Raw genomic sequence first — 19,651 nt, forward strand, 5'->3', positions numbered from 1 at the left:
ATGGCACGGCATCCCAGGAGCTTTGTACAAGCGACAATACTTACCCACGCCGTGCCCCTACAATGGCACGGCATCCCAGGAGCTTTGTACAAGCGACAATACTTACCCACGCCGTGCCCCTACAATGACCTTTGAAGACGCTCTGACAAAGGAGTTGGGAAGACGCTAAGAGTGCACCCTGACCCAGATCGAAGCACCTGGTTACAAGCCCCCGGATTTATCCGTGGAGAAAAAATAAATTCTTCCTTGCTTGAATCCCCCGGATTTATCCGTGGGGTTTCCCCGCGTCTCCGTCTCCCCGTGTCCCCTTGTCCTCTTCAATGTGTTGCACCCATGTCAAATGGTGACAGCTGTATCTGCGTAATTACTTGTCACCGTACCGGAGTAAATCAAACCTCGCTGGGTATCCAGGGTTAAAATTGCTCCATCGCGAATAGACTGTGTTGCATTTTTTACTCCTACTATCGCTGGCACTCCCAAACGCATGGCAATGACGGCGGCATGACTGGTGAGGCTTTCATCTTCGGTAATCACTCCTGCTGCTTTGCGAATCACATCGATAAATTCAGCACTGGTGCGAGATGCTACCAGTATTTCTCCCGGATTAAAGTTACTCACATCCATGGCGCTGTGGGCTACTCGCGCCCGTCCGCTGACGGCGCCTTGACCTAAACCAGTGCCTTTGCCTAATACTGCGGTTACCACCTCAACTTTAATCAAGTCGGTTGAACCTGGAACCCCTTGTAGGGTACCCGCGCTCATGACTACCAAATCTCCTTCTACGACTAGATTTTTTTCCAGGGAGACGTTGATGGCGGCTTGAAAGGTTTGGCTGGTGGAAGGTAAATCTAGGACTAACAAAGGTTTGACGCCCCATACGAGTTGGAGTTGACGCGCTACATCGACGTGGGGCGTAATGGCGAGAACGGGTGTTTTTGGGCGGAATTTAGAGACATTTCGGGCTGTGGAGCCGGTTTTGGTCAGGGTCATTATTGCTGCGGCTTCTAGCTGCTCGGCTATATGACCGACGGCTTGGGAGATGGCGTTGGGAATCGAGCGTTTGCTGGTTTGGATCGATCGCTCGCTCCTGCTAGCCATCATATCTTCCTCGATCCGCGTGGCAATGCGCGCCATGGTGGCAACAGCTTCTACCGGATATTTCCCCACCGCTGTTTCATTCGAGAGCATTACCGCATCGGTGCCGTCTAAAATCGCATTGGCGACGTCAGAAATTTCGGCGCGGGTGGCGCGAGGGTTGTACGCCATGCTATCAAGCATCTGAGTCGCGGTGATAATCGGAATTCCCAGTTGATTCGCTAAGGCAATTAGCCGCTTTTGCAGGATAGGTACGTCTTCGGCGGGGAGTTCCACCCCTAAGTCGCCCCTAGCAATCATCACGCCGTCGCACAAGGGGATAATCGATTCCATCTGCTCGATGGCTTCGTGCTTTTCAATTTTGGCAATCACCGGCACGTGCTTCCCGGCATGGGAGATTAATTCTTTAATTTCTAAAACATCTTGGGGGTTGCGGACAAATGAAAGCGCGACCCAGTCTACCCCTTGATCCAAACCAAACGTTAAATCTTTACGGTCTTTATCGGTCAAAGCTTTAATTGACAGGTAAACTCCCGGAAAATTAACGCCTTTGCTGTTAGAAAGCGGCCCGCCGACCACAACACGACAGTGGAGTTCTTCGGTAGTGCGGTCTACCTTTTCCACCCGCATTTCAACGCGACCGTCGTCTAGGAGGATGGTAGCGCCTTCAGGGACTTCTTGCGCCAAGCGATCGTAGGTGACCGAACTAATTTCCTGAGTGCCTTTGACCGGGCGGTTGGTTAAAATAAACGGGTCGCCCTTTTGCAGGAGAATCGAGCCGTTTTCAAACTGCCCCAGGCGAATTTTAGGGCCTTGCAAGTCTTGCAAAATCGCCACCGGCTGGTTAAGTTCAAAAGAAGTTTGCCGGATCAGCCGAATGTTGCGCTGGTGTTCTTCGTGAGTACCGTGAGAAAAGTTGAGTCGCAACGTGGTGGCACCGGCTTCGATCATCGCCCGCAGGACTTGCGGGTCGCGGCAGGCAGGGCCAATGGTGGCAACTATTTTGGTTCGACGTTGGGAATTTGGCAGTGGCATAGGTTGGTGGGGACTGAGGACTGGGAAATAGAGACTAGGTAGGCAAATTCTTCATCTTAACATTCTTTAATTCTCTCCTAGTAATTAGCTCCTAGCACCTAGTTTCTGGCTAAACAAAACTTTATTGTGACTGTGTCAGTATCGTATACTACGCGATTGAAGCGATCGGGAGTATAGATACTGATGTCCGAGGCACAGCAGGTGCTGACAGTTCCTAAAGAGTTATTGGGGCCGCCAGCGGAAGATTTTAATTTTACGTTACTGATGTTTTTAACCGCCGTCGCGCTGGTTGTTGTTTCGACCTGCGGTTACTGGCTTTGGAACTGGCCCCATTGGTGCTGCTTTTTTACGAATGTATTGGCGTTGCACCTGTCAGGGACGGTGATTCACGACGCCTCCCACAATGCTGCCCACAAAAACCGGGCGATGAATGCGATTTTGGGACATGGCAGCGCGTTAATGTTGGGTTTTGCGTTTCCGGTGTTTACGCGGGTTCACTTGCAGCACCACGCCCACGTTAACGACCCGGACAACGACCCGGATCATTTTGTTTCCACGGGTGGGCCTTTATGGCTGATTGCCGCGCGGTTTTTCTATCACGAAGTATATTTCTTCAAGCGGCGTTTGTGGCGCAAGTACGAGCTATTAGAGTGGTTGCTCAGCCGCATGGTTGTGGTGGCGATTGTCTATTACTCTTGCCAGCAGGGATTTTTGGGCTATATTCTCAATTTTTGGTTTTCACCGGCTTTGGTGGTGGGGCTGGCGTTGGGGTTATTTTTTGATTATTTACCCCATCGTCCGTTTGTGGAGCGCGATCGCTGGAAAAATGCCCGCGTCTATCCCAGTCCCATGCTCAATATCCTGATTTTAGGGCAAAATTACCATCTGATTCACCACTTATGGCCTTCTATTCCCTGGTATCACTACCAGACAGCTTATCGCGCCACCCAACCCCTTCTAGACGCCAAAGGCTGCCATCAATCTCTGGGACTGCTGCAAGGAAAAGACTTTTGGAATTTTGTTTATGACATTTTTCTGGGCATCCGCTTTCATAAAAAAAGCGCAGCCCAGAAGAGTCAAGAAGTGGGCTAATGGCTAATGGCTAATGGCTAATGGCTAATGGCTAATGGCTAATGGCTAATGGCTAATGGCTAATGGCTAATGGCTCATCGCTATCTTGTTAACTACGAGTGAGCGATAAAAGCTTTTTACTATTAGCCATTAGCCATGAGCAATTAGCAATTAGCAATTAGCAATTACCATGAATTTTCATATAACTCAACAGCCAATTAGCTGCTGTTGCCCGCCGCGTCTGGCGCGGGCCAAATTCACCGATTTTGTAGCCTTGAAATCCCAGTTGTTCTTTCAGAAGCTGTTTGTTTTCTGGGGGAATCGAACGAGTCAACTTGACTGTGGCGGGACGGCTATCGATAAAATCAGGCGGTTCTGGATACTCCTGTTGCCAATCATCGGCGACGCTGGTAGTATCCCACTTGCCATTGGCGTCATCGTAACGATAACCCAAGCAATGCCAGACGAGTCGGTTAACGGTAGCATCCTCAATCGTGTCGTTGAGAATTGCCCAACATGTGTCAGTATTGAGCGGCGGCAGGTCAGACATAGTAGTGTTCGTAGTAAGGACTTCAGTCCTTAATATACTCAGAGTTTAGTTTGCCATATCCTCCTAACAAAAGCAGCCAAACCACAACAACCAACCAGTGAATCGCCACTGGAAGCCAAAGAGAACCACTTTTCAGGTAAGCGATAGTACAGACGATACCCAGAAGCGCTGCCAATAATAGAAAAACAGGATTAAAAAAAGTCGGGCGTCCAGCTGGGAAAAAACTCAGCGCATTGAGCGGATGATAAACGATAAAAACTGCCAAACTGATACATGCCCAGAGCCAATGAGCAGATATTGAAGCATTTTCAGATGGATGAGGAAGAAGTAAAACTCTCACAAATAGCTCCTCTGATACACCAGGGAAAAAGAAAGTTCTCCCTATGATAGTGGCAACTTTTATCCGCGAAGCTTTTAAAATATCAACTTGTAGAAAACCCTGATAAAATCCGATGGGTAACGAAATTACTGTCAAGCTCAGTAAGAGAAGTGCTGAAAATAACCAATCTTGAGCGCTGGGTGGGGTTGAAATTGCCGTAAGCAAGCGATAAACTAATGTCTGTAAAGCAGTCATAGTAAAAAATATTTAAGCAGACTAAACAATCAAATTTTATCAACTCGGCTGCCTAATTTATGGAAAACCAATTACCTTCAACTCAAAAAGTCCGCGCCCATGTTTTTGTTTCGGGAACCGTTCATGGAGTAGGTTTTAGATTAGCAGCTTGGGATAAAGCCAACCAGTGGGGAATTGCTGGTTGGGTAGAAGAAATTCCCGATGGACGGGTGGAAATCGTTTTTGAAGCCACCAAAGAACTCGTAGAAGCGGTTGTCCGCTGGTGTTACCGGGGTAGTCCGGAAGCTGTAGTAAAAAACGTTACGGTTGAGTACGAGAAACCCGAAGGATTAAAGGAATTTATTATTAGGCGTTCCCCTAAAGTTCGAGTTTCATCATCGGTCAGCGGTCAGGCTAAAACTATCAATATCCTTATCTTTATTTGCGGATTGAACAGAGAAAATCATCCCCAAAATGAGTCGATATCAGATGATAGCTTATGGTCAGCAGTTCAAAAATATTATAACTTATCCGAACGAATTGAGTCAGTAATTAAAGTTAATTATTCTGGAAAAGATGGGAAAATTTATTTAGCGCAAAAGTTTGTTGCCGAACAACTCGAACCCGAAGGTTTGGGGCAAAATAACGCTGAGAATAATATTTTATTGAGTGGTAAGGAAAGGGATAGAATGCAACCTTGGTGGCGGTCATTGGTTCAACCGCTGCGTCGTTTATTATTGCAGGGATTGGGCGATTTAGTGTACTACGCCGGGAAAGAAGGGAAAATTGCGATTCAATTGGCTGTTGATAGTCAAGTGTTAGAAAGTTTAGAAAAATATCGCCCCAAGGTTGAGAAAGATTTACGAAAAGAAGCACAAACTATTAAAGTTAGGCTGCACCTGATTGGACATAGTTTGGGGAGTGGGATCGCCTACGATTTTCTCCAAGGTTTATTCTCAAAAAAAACCAGTATTGCCACGGATGTTTTACCAGCAGAAAACCAGGAAATAGTAGAACGCTATCAGTTTTGGCGTCAGGCGGCGGGGTTAGGAAGAATAGAACTTGGTTCCATCGTGAGTATGGCATCTCCCCTGCCAATTTTGATGATGCGATCGCAGCAAGTAATAGATACATTTGCTCTGGGCGAAACGTTGCTTGCTGATGAAATTGGCATTGCCAAAAATGCTAAAGAAATTATCTGGAAAAATTTCTACAATTTTGACGATTTGCAAGCGTTTCCCATTCGCCCTTTATTTGGCGAACATCCGGGAATTCAAGATATTGAGGTAGAGGGAAATTTTTGGGTTAATGAAGAAATCCACAAGCATGTGGCTGAACTTTTGAATCGCCGAGTGGTAAGTTAGTTTTACATGGTTCGGACGGGCAAGATGCCCATCCCACAAGAGATGCCCATCCCACAAGAGATGCCCATCCCACAAGAGATGCCCATCCCACAAGAGATGCCCATCCCACAAGAGATGCCCATCCCACAAGAGATGCCCATCCCACAAGAGATTAGAATTAGAAAAATATCCGAGATATTTTATGGAAAAGCCATCACCGCAGTCAGGAAAAGTACGCGCCCACGTTTTTGTTTTTGGAATTGTTCAAGGAGTTGGTTATCGCTACTATACTGTAAATCAAGCCATAAAAATGGGTGTTAGCGGTTGGGTTCGCAACTTGTTGGATAGTCGCGTTGAAGCTGTTTTTGAAGGTACTCAAGAACAGGTTGAAGCGATGATTCAGTGGTGTTATCAAGGAAGTCCAGCATCTGTTGTTGAACAAGTTGTATTTGAGTACGAACAACCAGAAGGAATTGAGGGGTTTGATATCATATCAAATCCGGTTGCATCGGAATGATCGGCCTTTCTTGCTAATTGCTAATTGCTAATTGCTAATTGCAAGAAAAGCCCCTACAGGTCGTAATTCCGATGCCTAAGTAAACGATATCAGGAGCTAATATGGCGATTGGCTAATAGCTAATCGTTAATAGCTAATAGTAAAAAGGCCATAAAATTAGCAATTAGCAATTAGCAATTAGCAATTAGCAATTAGCAATTAGCAATTAGCCTGATGATTTACCAGCCAGTTTGGCGACAGCTTGAACTAATTGATTTGGCTCGATTGGTTTGGCGATGTGCTGTTGAAATCCGGCGGCTATTGCTTGAAAGCTGTCTCCCTCTCCAGCATAGGCTGTAAGCGCAATCGCAGGCACTTTTCCGCCTTGGTCTGGGGGTAGGGCGCGGATTTGTCGCATCAGCATGTAGCCATCCATTTCAGGCATTCCAATATCGCTGACAAGCACATCTGGTTTTGTCCGAGGGAACTCGCGCAACGCTTGCAGCGCCGAAGGTAGGGCGATTACTTCTGCTCCATCTTGTTCTAACACGAAGGCGATAAAGTCGCAGGAATCTGCATCATCATCAACTACGATAATTTTTAATCCAGCTAGTGGTGAGGATTGAGTCATAAATTCTTCAGATCGAGCGGGGTTAGTTGCATTTTCAGGTTGTTGTTTTATCAAGGGCAACCTCACAGTAAAAGTGGCACCATTACCTTCACCTTGGCTCTCTGCAAAAACAGTACCGCCGTGAAGTTCAACCAATTGACGCACAATTGCGAGTCCCAATCCCAAGCCGCCAAATTTGCGCGTTATGGCACTATCTTCTTGGCGGAAATGCTCGAACACATAGGGTAAAAATTCGGGATTGATGCCTTTTCCGTTGTCGGTGACTTGAATTTGAGCATGGCGATTGATATGCGTTGATCTCACATCTTGCACCACGGGAGGCAGAGCCTCCCGGATCTCGTTCCCAGGTTCAACCTGGGAACCAGAATACTGAGGCTCTGCCTCAAGGTGCAAGATCTCAGTTAATCGGACTTCGACTCGACCACCTTGGGGAGTGAATTTAACCGCGTTAGATAAAAGATTCCAAACAATTTGCTGTAAGCGCCCTGCATCCCCTGAAACCATGCCAACATTAGGGTCTAGATCGATCTGAATTTGAATATCTTTGGCTTGCGCGGCTAATTGCACTGTTTCGAGAGCAGCGGCGATCGCATTCGCCAGATTGACTGGAGCAATCGTGAGGTTGAGTTTACCGCGCAGAATGCGAGATACATCGAGTAAATCTTCGATCAGTTGCGCTTGTAATTTGGCGTTGCGTTCGATTGTGGTTAAAGCTTCCGCTGTTTTTGTCGCATTCACTTTGCCAGTTTGCAGCAGTTTAGTCCATCCCAAAATCGGATTGAGCGGAGTTCGCAATTCGTGGGACAAAACTGCCAAAAATTCATCTTTGATGCGATTGGCTTGCTCTGCCTTTTCCCTTGCTACTTGCTCTTGTTGTAGAAGACGCTCCCGCTGTTGTTCGAGTTGTTTTTGATCTTCAATATCCGTCGCCGTGCCAAACCATTTAACGATTTGATTTCGTTCATCTTTGAGCGCTATTGCTTGATGCAAATGCCAGCGATACACTCCATCCGCACGTCGAATTCTACCTTCGGCTTGATAGCGAGTGCCATCTTTTTGAGCCGCCGCCCAGTTTTCGCTCAGAATCGGTAGGTCATCCGGATGCACAATCCCTTCCCAGCCTTGGGTTTGGGCTTGTGGGAAGGTTAAACCCGTAAAATCTAACCAGCGTTGATTGAGATCGAGCAACACTCCCTCTGCGTTAGCTGTCCATACTAATTGGGGGATAGATTCTGCCAAATACCTATACCTTTCTTCGCTTTGGCGCAGGGTGATTTCTGCTTGTTTGCGCTTGGTAATGTCGGTCGTAAAGCCAAGAATAGTTAGTCAAAATATAGGCAAATATTACGCGAGCCTGGAAACCATTTCAGATTTCCCTTTCGTTTTGACTTTGAGCGGTGAAATCCGCCTCGGCTGAACTACGCAGCTCTTATCCCCTATCCAGAAGGCGTCGGGGAATGCTTTCACTAAAATATTCAGGCTCCCATTGACATCCGCATTCAAAGTCACCCCACCCTTGCTTCTGTACAACCCTCGGTGAATTCTTTTCCCACTGAAAACAGGCGCAGAAAGTATTTTTCCAATCGTGGGAATCACATCACCATCGATAAAACTGGCAACCGATGTATAACTTTCCTCAATCAGTAACACCGATATCCCAGCTAACTTGCACTTGTAAACCAGCATGTCCACAAACCGCTGGTGAGGAATAGAAACAAAATGTTGATTATTCACCTTTCCCAGAGCAACGGCTTGTTTCCACAAAGGATTCAAACCAATTACTAGCCTACCTATGCGATCAGCGACCAAAGTTGCTACAACCAGCTTACTGGCATGGTGCAAGTAATTATCAACTTTTTGGTTGCGCTGGCGTGTCAGACTTTTAATCCGCTCTGATGTCAGGCAATTACCCCGGAGCTTTGATTGTATTCTGGAGCGATGTTTATTGTAAAAGTAATTCATTGACTTGAGCGGACGTCCGTTAATCAGTAGAGGGACAAAACCCAACTGATTTGATGTTAACGTCGCCAAGTTATTTACTCCTAAATCAATCGCTGCAATCCCATCACACTGGGCCTCCTGTGGGGTGGAATCTGGTTGCTCATAAACTACCTCAATCACGTAACAATCGCATTTTGGAACTATCCGTACCTGACGAATAGCTTCGAATGGCACTTGTGTTTTCACCCGGATGTTAGTCTTTGATAGACTAATAATTCCATGCCGCAGTTGAACAGAGCTGATGGCTTGAACAGTATAAACTAACAGGTTCCTGCCCTTTTGTTTATCTTTATACTTGGGCAACTTAGGTTGGCCTAAAAACTTTTTTGGCTGCTGCAAGTATTCACTTCTTGCCGCCCAGAATGATTGCCAATTCTTGTCTAATACCATTAAAACTTGCTGGCTGACTTTGGCTGGCAATGCTTTATATTGCACAGAGGTTTGCATCAGCTTTTGCAGGGCATTGTAATTGAGATATCCCCAGCCGTAGAAATAATTTTGTCTCAGGATATATAGGGCGGCATTATAAATATTTTTTGATTTGAAGCTGAGGTCGTCTATTTCTGCAAAAAGATTATGCGTAGATTTAATGATGTGTCTTTCAACCAGTTGCATGGGCGATTGACCATCTGATTAACACTGGTATCACCTTAGCAGTGAGAGAGTGACAGTAACGAGCAAATTTATTAAAGTTTTACAATTGTCAGGCTACTTGGCTCGGACTCGGAGGTCAAAGGCAAAAAAGCGTGGCAATTGCGGGATATTTGCTAATATTTGATAATATTTGCTAATGTTTGTATTAACTTGTTTCAATACCAACGATTTGCCCAGATTCATCGCGGCGCAAACAGCCGCGCTCCCAAACATCGATCCAGCGCCCGTCTGCGTGGCGGACTCGGTACTCGCCTTCATAGCGATCGCCTAAACTCTCTAGCGACTGCATCCCTGATTCCATGCGGGCGAGGTCATCGGGATGAATCCGCTCCATCCACCATTCCCGCGTCGGCGCTGCGTCTTCTGCACGCACGCCAATCAGTTGATACAGTCCCTCAGAGCGGTAAACTTCGCCGGAAAGCATGTTCCACTCAAACACAATCCCATCAATTGCCAATGTTGCCAAGCGGAATCGTTCGTTCATCTGCCGCAAGGCTGCTTCTACTTGCTTGCGAGCGTCAATATCCGTGGAAGTCCCGTACCATTGAACCACCTGACCTCGTTCATCCCGGAGCGGTATGGCACGGACTAAAAACCAACGGTAGGTATCATCGGATGCTCTCCTTATCCGCATTTCTACTTGGTAAGTCGTCTCAGATACTAAGGCGGCGCTCCATTGTGCTTGGATTGATTGGATTTCATCGGGATGCAGGAACTCAGTAGCGTGGGAGCCCTCGCGGGTTTGTTCGAGTGTCAGCCCGCTGTAGTCGATCCACTGCTGACTGACATAATTCAATTCACCCTTTGCATCTGTTGTCCAGATCATTTGCGGCATGGCATTGGCAAGCTGACGAAACCGCTCTTCGCTTTGACTGAGGGCAGCTGCGGTTTGTTTGCGAGCGGTAATATCGCGAATGACAGCCTGAACGGCAGGTTTTCCTTGATACACGACGGGAGCGGCGGCAACCTCGACCTCGACTACAGTGCCATCTAAGCGGAAAAACTTTTCTTCTAGCAGCGGCACAGTTTGGTTTTGTTGCAGTTGTTGCATCCGCAGTTGCACGATTTCTCGATAGTCAGGGTGAACAAAATCCATCACCGCTTTACCGATGAGTTGCTCAGACTCTGTGGCGCCGAACAAGTTTAGAGCTGCTGGATTGACAAACTCAAATTTGCCGTCGCTTTGAATGAAAATGCCGTCTGGGCAAAGTTCCACTAATTGGCGATAGCCTGCTTCACTGGCTCGCAGAGCGGCTTCTGTGCGTTTGCGCTCGCTAATTTCCTGCACCATGACGTTAACCCCCACCACCCGTCCGTCGTGGCGGTAGGGATATAAATTAACCAACCAATCGCGTTCCACACCCGCAAAGGCGCGGTTGGTGCCGCGAAACTCCAGATTCAGAATCGGTTCGCCAGATGCGATCGCTTGGCGATAGATTGGCTCGAGATCGTCCGCCTGTTCTGGCAAAATGTCGCGCAGCGTGCGTCCAATATGCTCAGAGGCTGGTATGCCGTTGATTTGCGCCAGGTGTTCGTTGATGCGGACAAACCGCAGATTTGTGTCAATAAAGCAAAGTCCGATCGGAGCGGTGTCGTAGATAGCTTCGATTTCTGCCAATTGTTGCTCGGCTGTTTTTTGGCAAGTTAATTCATCCTCGCTAATTGCCGAAAACGTTGTCATCACAGCATAGGCAGTCGTAGCATCGGTTTGAAACAGAGGATGGGAGGAAAGACACAACCAAATTAACTCCCCATTTGGCTTGTAAAAGCCCAAAACCACATTAAGACAGGGTTTGCCCGAAAGCAAGGCAGTCCGCGCCGGATACTCATCATCGGGGTTAATTGTCTGCCAAAGCGAATCAAACGAGGTCGTGCCAATCAGTTGCGCAGCGGTGTATCCTAGCAACTGTTCCGCCGCCGGATTGCAAGCCAAAATCGTACTATCAGCGGACTGAAGCACCATGCCAATGTCGCCGCCAGCATCGATTAAATTGGTCTGGTTACGAACGCGAACGGGTTCCACGATTTCAAATACCGATTCTTTTGTTTATGCTGCCCTAGATTAATTTACACGAATATAAAGAGTGGCGGTCGCAGCCTTGCACCATCGATCAAAAGGCTACTCCCCTAACCCAAACATCCATCTTTAGAATGAAAAAAAGCGCGTGCGCTGGCGTGAAATATATTTTCTTTGGCGCGATCGCTTGCCTGGGATCTGGCATAGACTAGAAACCGGGTTTCGAGGGTAGGGGAACGGCAAGCGAAATATTTGCAGGACTTAGGCGCATATTCCGGGTTTCTCTCAAACATCGTCGCCACAGAACTAGAGAGCGACGCAGAAACCCGGTTTCATACCATGTCCGGTCGATTACCCATGATTGGGAGTAGGGAACATCATAGATACTTTGCCGGAACAGATAACTTTAAAGTTAGCCGTGCCCCTACGCAACGATGCGGTAGTGTGTATGGGCAATTCAACGGACATGATATCATATCAAATCCGGTTGCATCGGAATGAGCGGCCTTTCTGGGTAATTGCTAATTGCTAATTGCTAATTGCCAGAAAAGTCCCTACAGGTCGTAATTCCGATGCCTAAGGAAACGATATCAAACCTTGAAACCAAACTTGGCAACCGGGTTGCTCACAAAAATCGTCGCCACAGAACTAGAGAGCGACCCAGAAACTTTGAAACCGGGTTTCTCGCAAAAATCGTCGCCAGACAACTAGAGAGCGACGCAGAAACCCGGTTTCTCAGATCGTCGTGTTTAATGTTTAATTGTGAATTGATCTCACTTCCTCCACAGTCAAACTCAGCGCTTCTGCAACTTGTTCTACACTCAAACCCATTGCCAATAACCGAGGTACAGCATCCCTTCGCGCCTGCTCAGCATTTTCAGCTCTTTGGCGCTCTTGCTCAGCTCTTTGGCGCTCTTGCTCAGCTCTTTGACGCTCTTGCTCAGCGTGCAAGCGTTCCAGTTCAGCTCGCTCTGCACCCGTTAGCAGCAAATTTCCCTCTCGATCCCACCATCTTAACCACCGTTGGGTTTGGTTTTGATAGCTTCCTTCCCAAACTCCTAATTCCACACCTATCTGTGCGATAGGATAGTGACCCCGTTCGTTAGGGGAAATTGTTTGATAGCGTCCACCAACTAGGTTGTATACCTCCAATTTGCCTTTACTAATTTCATAGATACCGTAGTAGGGAATTCGCATGATGCACTCGTAGACCCAGAACTTCCCTGGTTTGGTAACCTCTCCTGTTCCAGAATAAGACAGAGGCGTTCGATCTCGTTCTTCTGTGCCATCGCCGCTAGCAAACTCCAAAGCAATCAAGGGAGCCAAAAATTCCCGCCATATAACGTAGGAACGGCGAACTTGACCATCTAGCAGCGGGGGTACGTTAGGCACGTAGAACCAATCTGGTGCTTCTGCGCCTTTTTCTGGGGGATCGGTTTCGCGCCAGTAGATGCCGCAGTCTTGTCCAATGGCATATTGTCCATCGGGATGGAGTTGCTGCAAAACTGGGCCAAGAGAATCGGTCAAAATAATACTTTGGGGATGCTCCTGAAAGTTTTTCACAAAAGTTCCATCTTCCTCCGGTAATTGAGTGTGGTCGGGAAATGGAGGCGGCAGTTCAACGGGAGTTAAAATTTCAGTCATCAGTCAGCTCCCTTAATGCTTGATAATTCTCTATTTTCGCAAAGCTGAGAAATTTCAGCCGCAGCGGGTATGTGCAATATGCCATTGGCGCGTGCATAGCAACTATCGCTCCCCTCTCTTTGTCAGAGAGGGGATGAGCGCCTAATCGTTCACAGTCAAGTCATATCATGTCCGTTGAATCACCCGTAATAAAATCTCACCACGTTGCCGCACAGATACCCCCATGTAGGGGCACGGCATCTTTAAGTTATTTGTATCTGCCAAAATATCTCGCCTGCCGTGCCCCTACATCCCATTAAGGGTAATCGACTGGACATGATATCAAAAATCACTGAAAGATTCGCGGTGGGTATTAATCGCCGCAGTACCTGAAGGACGATCCAGCGCTTCGTTACGCCGCCGAAACCTGGCAACAGTTATCCCCCTTTCTCCGACACCTGACGAATGATGCTCCAGGGATAAAGTTTTGCTCGGTAGGTCTGTTGTGTTGGTATCATAAACTAATCCTTGCCACTTTGTGGGGTATTGGAAATATGGCGATCGCTCGCTCAGTTTTCCTGGCTAGAGAGCAATCGCTATTGAATTGACTTTAATTAAACAGCGCCCAATGGGATTAGTTAGGTTAAAGATACGAGAACTGGCGGATGAAAAGGGTTGGACGCTCAAAGATGTTGCCGCTCGTGCTAACGTTCCCTATAGCACAGTCAGGCATTATGCGCGCTCTCAAGGATTGGCAACTGTTGACCTAACATCGATTCAGAAGATCGCTCGCATTTTTGATGTTCTCATCGAGGATCTAATCGAAACCATTGAAGAGTAATATCATGTTTGTTGAATTGCCCATAATAAACAAATCTCACAGAGTCGTTGCGTAGGGACACGGCATCATAGATATCTCGGACAAACAGATAACGTTAATCGTGCCGTGTCCCGGCTGCCAATTATGGGTAATCGACCGGACATGATATAATATCGAGTCGCTTCGTATCGGACTTGTATGGTGAATGGTGTTGTAGGGTCGGGTAAAACCCTCCACCTTTGATTGATAGCGAACTGTATTGATAAACCCGCCCCCTGCGCGATGTCTATACAAGCGGACATCATATAAGTTTGTTGTGTTGATATTATTTGATGTGGCTATCCACCACCAACACCGCTGCACCCTGTATCTTACCGCTGCGTAGCGCCGTCAAAGCTTCATTCGCTGCTGTCAGCGGAAATGCTTCTACTTCGGTGCGAATGGGAACTTTGGGCGCTAATTCTAAAAATTCTTCTCCATCTTTCCGCGTTAAATTTGCAACCGAACGCAACACTCTTTCTGACCATAAAATTTCATAAGGAAAAGAAGGAATATCGCTCATGTGAATACCAGCACAAACTACAACGCCGCCTTTTGCTACCGCTTTTAAAGCCGCCGGTACGAGTTTACCAACAGAAGCAAAAATAATCGCCGCGTCTAAAGGTTCTGGAGGTAATTCTTCGGAACCACCTGCCCAAACTGCACCCAATTTTTTGGCAAATTCTTGTCCTTCAATATCCCCATCGCGGGTAAAGGCATAAACTTGCCGCCCTTCATATTTAGCCACTTGAATTAAAATATGTGCGGCAGCGCCAAAACCATAAAATCCCAAACGTTCCGCATCCCCGGTCATTCTGTACGAACGATAACCAATTAATCCGGCACACAATAACGGGGCGGCTTGCAAATCCTGATAATCTGGGGTAATTGGAAAGCAAAATTGCTCGTCTGCTACCGTATATTCCGCATAACCGCCGTCAATTTGGTAACCCGTAAATTCGGCATTGTCGCAAAGGTTTTCCCGCCCGGTTTGACAGTAGCGGCAGTGGTTACAAGTATGACCGAGCCAGGGGACGCCGACGCGATCGCCCAGCTTAAATTTTGCCACGCGATCGCCAGTCGCCACCACCGTCCCGACAATTTGATGACCGGGAATTAAAGGCAATTTGGGATGGGTTAATTCTCCATCTAAGATGTGCAAATCTGTGCGACAAACCCCGCAGGCGTGGACGCGCAACAATACCTGATGTGGGTTCGCAGTTGGTATTGGCAAATCTGCTACCCGCAAAGGTTTATTAGGTGCATCGAGAAGCATTGCTAGCATAGGTCATGGGGAATTTTGGATGTTGGATTGAAGGGAAGAGTCCCGCATTTGAGCGACACTCAACTGAGCTACCACAAATATGCTAACAAGAAAAAGCGACTGGTAAACAGTTTGGGTAATGGTTATACAGGAGTTAATCATATCAAATCCGGTTGCGCTTTCTTGCTAATTGCTAATTGCTAATTGCTAATTGCTAATTGGTCATACACAAAGTAAGTACGATGCCACTGGAAACGATATCGCTCTGGGTATTCCTCAGGAGGAAACATTATGGCTGTTCCCGGAAGCTGGACTTTATTCTACGATTGGGACTGTGACGGTAGTTACAGCTCAACGGCAATGACCGTTAACGCTGATGGTACATTTTCTCTGGGTGGAGGTGTAGCCGGAAAATGGGTTCAAATAGCTGGCATGTTCATGTTCAAATTCAACGGTTTGGATACGACCTACGCCGGTAACCTCGCGAGCAAATCAATTACTGGCATCAGCACCACCTTCAGCGGGTTAAATGGTTGCTTCTACATGCTACAAGCGGGCGTGCCAACCTCATTCGCCGACGAGCGCGTAGCTAATAAATTGGATGCTACGGGCAATTAATGAGCTTAAAATATCAGGAATGATATGATGTCCGTTGAATTGCCCATCATAAAAAAACCTCACAGAGTCGTTGCGTAGGGACACGGCATCAGAGATATCTCGGACAAACAGATAACTTTAATAATGCCGTGTCCCGGCAGCTAATTATGGGTAATCGACCGGAAATCATATGATATCGTGTCCGTTCGCGTGCTGCACGTGCGGGGCGGGTAAAAATTGCATATCTCGTGGAAAGAAACCGGGTTTCTGTTAAAAATAGTTGAGCAAGGAAAGAGATATACAAAGAAACCCGGTTTCTAAACTTGTAAAACCCGTCCCTACAGCACAAAAATTATACACAACCAAAGCTAGCGGACATCATATCACTGCTCAAAATTGCATCCCAAATTTGCATCCATAACGCCTATTTTTATCGGAAGTTCTCCACAACAGAGAACTTCCGGTAAAACGTGCCGAATCAGGGTTGTATGCGCTCGCTCGCCAGCTAGGCAGGAACCCAGCGGAAGATGGTTCCGTTCCCCAGATTGACGCCGTACATATTGCCATCGGGACCTTTTTCCATATCGACTACATTGGGTAGACCAGAATCAAACACCCGAACCGCACTTATATTGCGATTTTGATCGAGGGTTGCTTCATAAATATTGCCTTCCCCAACATCACCAAAAATCAGCCGATTGTTGTCATAAAAATCACCCATGATGATGGCGATCGCTCCATTAGCATGGCTACGAGCATAAATGGGAGCGGTTACCGATTGACCGCTATTATAAAATGCTTGAGCTTCCGGTAAATTAGCATATCCAGTCGATTGTTGCAGGCTGACACCATTTCCCCCCTCATAATAAGGCCAACCAAAATTCACTCCTCGACCTGTATTAATTTCTTCCCATTGCGACCACCCTACATCGCCAATTACTGGCAATCCAGTCACTGGATCGAAGGTGAAGCGGAACGAATTTCGCACACCATAATCGAAGACTTTGTCGCGATTGTTATCCGCGCCATCCGCTCCATTAAAGAATGGATTATCGGATAATCCTGCACCTGTAATTGGATCGATTCTGAGTATTTTTCCGGAAAGATTATTCAAGTCTTGAACGCGCACGGTGCGCGGATCGGCAAAATTGTAGGAAGTGCCATCGCCATTGCTGACGTACAAAGCACCATCGCTGCCAAAGTGAACTGCACCGATGGTGTGGGATTCGCTATCGGTTGCTAGATAGTCGCGAATGTTGTTAGTTAAATTGTTGTTGGCGTCGCTTTCGAGCAGCGTTTGCGGCGCCACAATTGTAGTGCCATTGTTAATTCCTGAAGGCGGAATCGATGAATCATTGGTGCTATTGCCATCCGGACGACTTGTATATTCCCAGGTGCTATTTTTACCCAGCAAAACTACTTCGCTTCCGGGGACGGCTGTAATATTACCCGTAACCGGATCGGTTGTCGCCGTAACGCGAATCAAACGCGATGGACGATTCCCCGCACCATCTGGATCGTCTAAATTCGTGCCTGGGTTAATATTGTTGGATGCTTCTGGCGGATCGTAGGTGAAGAGGAGATAAACGTAGGGATTGGTGGCAAAGTTAGGATGAATTGCCATCCCCAACAAACCGCGATCGCGCACATTATTAACCTGCCCGGAAATATTAATAAATGCCGTTGATTGCAACGTCCCATCTTTGACCACGCGGACTACGCCATCTTTTTGAGCGATAAACATATTGCGACCATCCGGCGTCCAATCGACTACCGTAGGTTGGTTGAGTCCAGATACCACATTTTGGCGAGTAAAACTGGGATCGTTATCTACAATTGTCAGCGTCGCCGTACTTTGGGTGCCAATCCTTGTCCGACGACCGGGGTTGCTGAGTGCGATGTTGAGTGTTTCACTCGATTCGATCAGCGCGTCATTTACAATTGGAATCGAAATCGTCTTGGTGGTTTCTCCCGCTGCAAAACTGAGGGTTCCTGAAGTTGCCGTATAGTCCGAGGGAGCGATCGCAGTGCCATTGCTAGTGGCATAATTTACCGTTGCAGGTTTGCCAAGATTACCTGCACGTTCAACGGTAATCGAAGCATTCCCGCCATTTTCAGCAACGCTATAGGTAGGCTGACTGAAGCTAACCGTAGATGGACTATCATCATCAACAATCGTCACTGTAGCTGTTCTGGGAGTACCTACTTGACCAATTCCATTAGTTCCCAACAAACCTACAGTAAATGTCTCATCGGATTCAAACACATCATCGTCGATCAAGTTAATCTCAATTGTCTTGCTGGTTTCTCCATCTAAAAAAGTGACACTGCCATTGGGAATATCCACATAGTCCGATCCAGCTAAAGCAGTTTGATCGTCAACACTATAATTAACCGTTACTGTGCCGCTACTTCCACCCGTTCGCACAACCGTAAGCGCTACTTTACCCGCTTCCTCACTCACAGAAGGCGGAGTTGAAGTTGCCAAACTGATAGTACCCGGACCCTGTGGAATGGTGCTGAACAGTCGCGACTGGGGAATAATTTGCTTGCTTTGGCTAGGACTTGACCAGGAAAGATTCACCCGCGCATCTGCGTTATTTTCTACATACTCTAAGCGGACATCATATCTTTGACCGGCATTGAGGCGAATTGTACCGCTAGCTTCTTGACCTCTTCTTGTGGCATCGATTATTTGTTGCCCATTAATCCACAGTTTCGCTGTATCATCAGGCGTCGTAAAAAATGTGTAGTTTTCCGTATAATCAGCCAGAACTTGACCAGTCCAACGCACCGAAAAGCTATCTTTGCCAATCGAAGCATCGGGCGATCCTTTGCCCCAGTTGAAGTTAACGGTTGGATCGGTGCGGGTAAACTTTAACTTGGTAAAGTTTTTGTTATCGAAATACTCACCCCGCAACCCATCCCCCACATCCAGAAGTCCTTGGTAAGACTGTAGAACTTGAGGTTGGAAAGCAGAAGCTGATTCGATGCCTCCAGTCGTAACTTCCAGATCCCAGTCACCGCCTCGCGTTGCGCTACCTGTCAGGTCAGATGAAGCAGCAATATCAGCGCCAGTTAGATCGCTCAAATCTTGGATAAACTGCTGCCCTTCTTCTCCAGCAGCAACATTACATCCGTAAAGAAAGATGTCGGCATTGGCAGTCAAAGACTTCGCCCAACTTTGCAATTCTTCACTGTAGCGGTCGAGGGTATTAGAGCTAACTTCTGCGTTCCCTAAGTACAATTTCCCCGATTGTCCATTCGAGACAATATGCAGGCTGGAAATATTTTTCCGCCCAGACAATACCTCGCTAATTTGCTCAATTCCATCTTTGGATGGGTCGAGAACGATCGCTTCTTCGCCTGCAAACACCCCGGTTGCAAGTGTTTGATAGTCTTCTACTGCTGGATCGATAAAAACAATAGAGCCTGTAGCGTTTGCCGGAAATAACCGCTGCCGAGAGCTGTTACTGCTGGAGTTTACAAACATTTACTAAATACCTTTAATAGAATCATAACTGCAATTATATTACTGATAAATAATGCGTGTAATTATCTTTAGCGCCTACTTTTTGCCTGTTTGCATGGTTTTTCCTACTTTTCCTACTTTTCCTACTTTTTTGATGTTAAATATCAGTAACTTTTCGTTAAATAATTCAACATTTACCAGGGATGACCCCCGCATGAAAAAAACAGGGATTATATCAATTCCCTCGTTGCAATCCGCTGTATTTGAGGCGGGCTTTCCTGCCCACCCCACAAAACCAGAAAAATTCTTGTGGGGTGGGCGTCTCGCCCGCGGTTCAAATTGTCTCAAATTGAGGCGGGCTTTCCTGCCCACCCCAAAAAACCAGAAAAA

General features: G+C 47.0%; 17 protein-coding genes and 1 pseudogene. 7 read left to right on the plus strand and 11 right to left on the minus strand.

What is annotated here, in order from left to right; translation table 11 throughout:
• Nucleotides 1-336: 336 nt before the first annotated feature.
• The gene (gene pyk / locus MiSe_RS39495) at nt 337-2,130 is read right to left on the minus strand and encodes a pyruvate kinase (RefSeq protein ID WP_226591029.1); all 1,794 of its coding nucleotides are present in this window, start codon (nt 2,128-2,130) and stop codon (nt 337-339) included.
• Between the two features lie 183 nt (nt 2,131-2,313).
• Here pyk and crtR point away from each other — a divergent pair, with 183 nt between their 5' ends.
• Nucleotides 2,314-3,222 carry a beta-carotene hydroxylase gene (gene crtR, locus MiSe_RS39500; protein ID WP_226591031.1) on the plus strand — a complete coding sequence of 303 codons (909 nt, stop codon included), beginning with the start codon at nt 2,314-2,316 and terminating at the stop codon, nt 3,220-3,222.
• A gap of 157 nt (nt 3,223-3,379) precedes the next feature.
• Here the strand turns inward: crtR and MiSe_RS39505 are convergent, their stop codons facing one another.
• Nucleotides 3,380-3,751: a DUF1823 family protein gene (locus MiSe_RS39505; RefSeq protein WP_226591033.1), complete on the minus strand. Its 372-nt coding sequence runs from the start codon at nt 3,749-3,751 to the stop codon at nt 3,380-3,382.
• A gap of 22 nt (nt 3,752-3,773) precedes the next feature.
• Nucleotides 3,774-4,226 carry a CPBP family glutamic-type intramembrane protease gene (locus MiSe_RS39510; protein WP_226591035.1) on the minus strand — a complete coding sequence of 151 codons (453 nt, stop codon included), beginning with the start codon at nt 4,224-4,226 and terminating at the stop codon, nt 3,774-3,776.
• A gap of 158 nt (nt 4,227-4,384) precedes the next feature.
• On the opposite strand from MiSe_RS39510, the gene MiSe_RS39515 reads away from it, so the two are divergent.
• The gene (locus tag MiSe_RS39515) at nt 4,385-5,668 is read left to right on the plus strand and encodes an acylphosphatase (RefSeq protein ID WP_226591037.1); all 1,284 of its coding nucleotides are present in this window, start codon (nt 4,385-4,387) and stop codon (nt 5,666-5,668) included.
• Nucleotides 5,669-5,849: 181 nt separating this feature from the next.
• Complete coding sequence (locus tag MiSe_RS39520; RefSeq protein ID WP_226591039.1) at nt 5,850-6,164, plus strand: acylphosphatase; 315 nt, start codon at nt 5,850-5,852, stop codon at nt 6,162-6,164.
• A gap of 205 nt (nt 6,165-6,369) precedes the next feature.
• On the opposite strand, the pseudogene MiSe_RS39525 reads toward MiSe_RS39520, so the two are convergent.
• The 3 genes and pseudogenes from MiSe_RS39525 to MiSe_RS39535 form a co-directional block, all read right to left on the minus strand.
• Nucleotides 6,370-8,088: pseudogene (locus tag MiSe_RS39525) on the minus strand (hybrid sensor histidine kinase/response regulator); the annotation flags it as partial.
• Nucleotides 8,089-8,118: 30 nt separating this feature from the next.
• Nucleotides 8,119-9,390 (minus strand): RNA-guided endonuclease InsQ/TnpB family protein, encoded by a 1,272-nt coding sequence (locus tag MiSe_RS39530; protein WP_226591041.1) that lies wholly within the window; start codon nt 9,388-9,390, stop codon nt 8,119-8,121.
• Nucleotides 9,391-9,574: 184 nt separating this feature from the next.
• A complete protein-coding gene (locus tag MiSe_RS39535; protein WP_226591043.1) occupies nt 9,575-11,452 on the minus strand; it encodes a PAS domain-containing protein in 1,878 nt (625 codons plus the stop codon).
• 246 nt (nt 11,453-11,698) lie between these two features.
• Here MiSe_RS39535 and MiSe_RS39540 point away from each other — a divergent pair, with 246 nt between their 5' ends.
• The gene (locus MiSe_RS39540; RefSeq protein ID WP_226591046.1) at nt 11,699-11,947 is read left to right on the plus strand and encodes a hypothetical protein; all 249 of its coding nucleotides are present in this window, start codon (nt 11,699-11,701) and stop codon (nt 11,945-11,947) included.
• Nucleotides 11,948-12,202: 255 nt separating this feature from the next.
• On the opposite strand, the gene MiSe_RS39545 is transcribed toward MiSe_RS39540, so the two are convergent.
• Nucleotides 12,203-13,090, minus strand: a complete 888-nt coding sequence (locus MiSe_RS39545) for a Uma2 family endonuclease (protein WP_226591049.1) — start codon at nt 13,088-13,090, stop codon at nt 12,203-12,205.
• Between the two features lie 167 nt (nt 13,091-13,257).
• Here MiSe_RS39545 and MiSe_RS51510 point away from each other — a divergent pair, with 167 nt between their 5' ends.
• Both MiSe_RS51510 and MiSe_RS39550 read left to right on the plus strand, forming a co-directional pair.
• Nucleotides 13,258-13,389, plus strand: coding sequence for a hypothetical protein (locus MiSe_RS51510; RefSeq protein ID WP_264196854.1), 132 nt, complete (start codon nt 13,258-13,260; stop codon nt 13,387-13,389).
• Between the two features lie 308 nt (nt 13,390-13,697).
• Nucleotides 13,698-13,910: a helix-turn-helix domain-containing protein gene (locus MiSe_RS39550; RefSeq protein WP_226591063.1), complete on the plus strand. Its 213-nt coding sequence runs from the start codon at nt 13,698-13,700 to the stop codon at nt 13,908-13,910.
• Between the two features lie 36 nt (nt 13,911-13,946).
• Here the strand turns inward: MiSe_RS39550 and MiSe_RS39555 are convergent, their stop codons facing one another.
• Both MiSe_RS39555 and MiSe_RS39560 read right to left on the minus strand, forming a co-directional pair.
• Entirely contained in the window at nt 13,947-14,183 is a 237-nt protein-coding gene (locus MiSe_RS39555; protein ID WP_226591050.1) for a hypothetical protein, read from the minus strand.
• Between the two features lie 31 nt (nt 14,184-14,214).
• Nucleotides 14,215-15,213 (minus strand): zinc-dependent alcohol dehydrogenase family protein, encoded by a 999-nt coding sequence (locus MiSe_RS39560; RefSeq protein ID WP_226591053.1) that lies wholly within the window; start codon nt 15,211-15,213, stop codon nt 14,215-14,217.
• A gap of 270 nt (nt 15,214-15,483) precedes the next feature.
• On the opposite strand from MiSe_RS39560, the gene MiSe_RS39565 reads away from it, so the two are divergent.
• Nucleotides 15,484-15,810 carry a hypothetical protein gene (locus MiSe_RS39565; RefSeq protein ID WP_226591056.1) on the plus strand — a complete coding sequence of 109 codons (327 nt, stop codon included), beginning with the start codon at nt 15,484-15,486 and terminating at the stop codon, nt 15,808-15,810.
• A 484-nt stretch (nt 15,811-16,294) separates the two neighbouring features.
• Here MiSe_RS39565 and MiSe_RS39570 read toward each other — a convergent pair whose 3' ends face one another.
• Nucleotides 16,295-19,282, minus strand: a complete 2,988-nt coding sequence (locus tag MiSe_RS39570) for a DUF4347 domain-containing protein (RefSeq protein ID WP_226591058.1) — start codon at nt 19,280-19,282, stop codon at nt 16,295-16,297.
• Nucleotides 19,283-19,357: 75 nt separating this feature from the next.
• On the minus strand, nt 19,358-19,651 hold a 294-nt coding region (locus tag MiSe_RS39575; protein ID WP_226591061.1), incomplete at its 5' end, for a hypothetical protein.

It is taken from the genome of Microseira wollei NIES-4236, assembly GCF_020521235.1.
GTDB lineage: Bacteria > Cyanobacteriota > Cyanobacteriia > Cyanobacteriales > Aerosakkonemataceae > Microseira > Microseira wollei.

Coding starts and splice junctions, on each gene's coding strand:
- MiSe_RS39550 (WP_226591063.1), top strand. CDS start 13,698: ATGGGATTAGTTAGGTTAAAGATACGAGAACTGGCGGATGAAAAGGGT.
- MiSe_RS39520 (WP_226591039.1), top strand. CDS start 5,850: ATGGAAAAGCCATCACCGCAGTCAGGAAAAGTACGCGCCCACGTTTTT.
- MiSe_RS39565 (WP_226591056.1), top strand. CDS start 15,484: ATGGCTGTTCCCGGAAGCTGGACTTTATTCTACGATTGGGACTGTGAC.
- MiSe_RS39505 (WP_226591033.1), bottom strand. CDS start 3,751: ATGTCTGACCTGCCGCCGCTCAATACTGACACATGTTGGGCAATTCTC.
- MiSe_RS39570 (WP_226591058.1), bottom strand. CDS start 19,282: ATGTTTGTAAACTCCAGCAGTAACAGCTCTCGGCAGCGGTTATTTCCG.
- MiSe_RS39515 (WP_226591037.1), top strand. CDS start 4,385: ATGGAAAACCAATTACCTTCAACTCAAAAAGTCCGCGCCCATGTTTTT.
- MiSe_RS39545 (WP_226591049.1), bottom strand. CDS start 13,090: ATGACTGAAATTTTAACTCCCGTTGAACTGCCGCCTCCATTTCCCGAC.
- MiSe_RS39560 (WP_226591053.1), bottom strand. CDS start 15,213: ATGCTAGCAATGCTTCTCGATGCACCTAATAAACCTTTGCGGGTAGCA.
- MiSe_RS39530 (WP_226591041.1), bottom strand. CDS start 9,390: ATGCAACTGGTTGAAAGACACATCATTAAATCTACGCATAATCTTTTT.
- MiSe_RS51510 (WP_264196854.1), top strand. CDS start 13,258: ATGTCCGTTGAATCACCCGTAATAAAATCTCACCACGTTGCCGCACAG.
- pyk (WP_226591029.1), bottom strand. CDS start 2,130: ATGCCACTGCCAAATTCCCAACGTCGAACCAAAATAGTTGCCACCATT.
- crtR (WP_226591031.1), top strand. CDS start 2,314: ATGTCCGAGGCACAGCAGGTGCTGACAGTTCCTAAAGAGTTATTGGGG.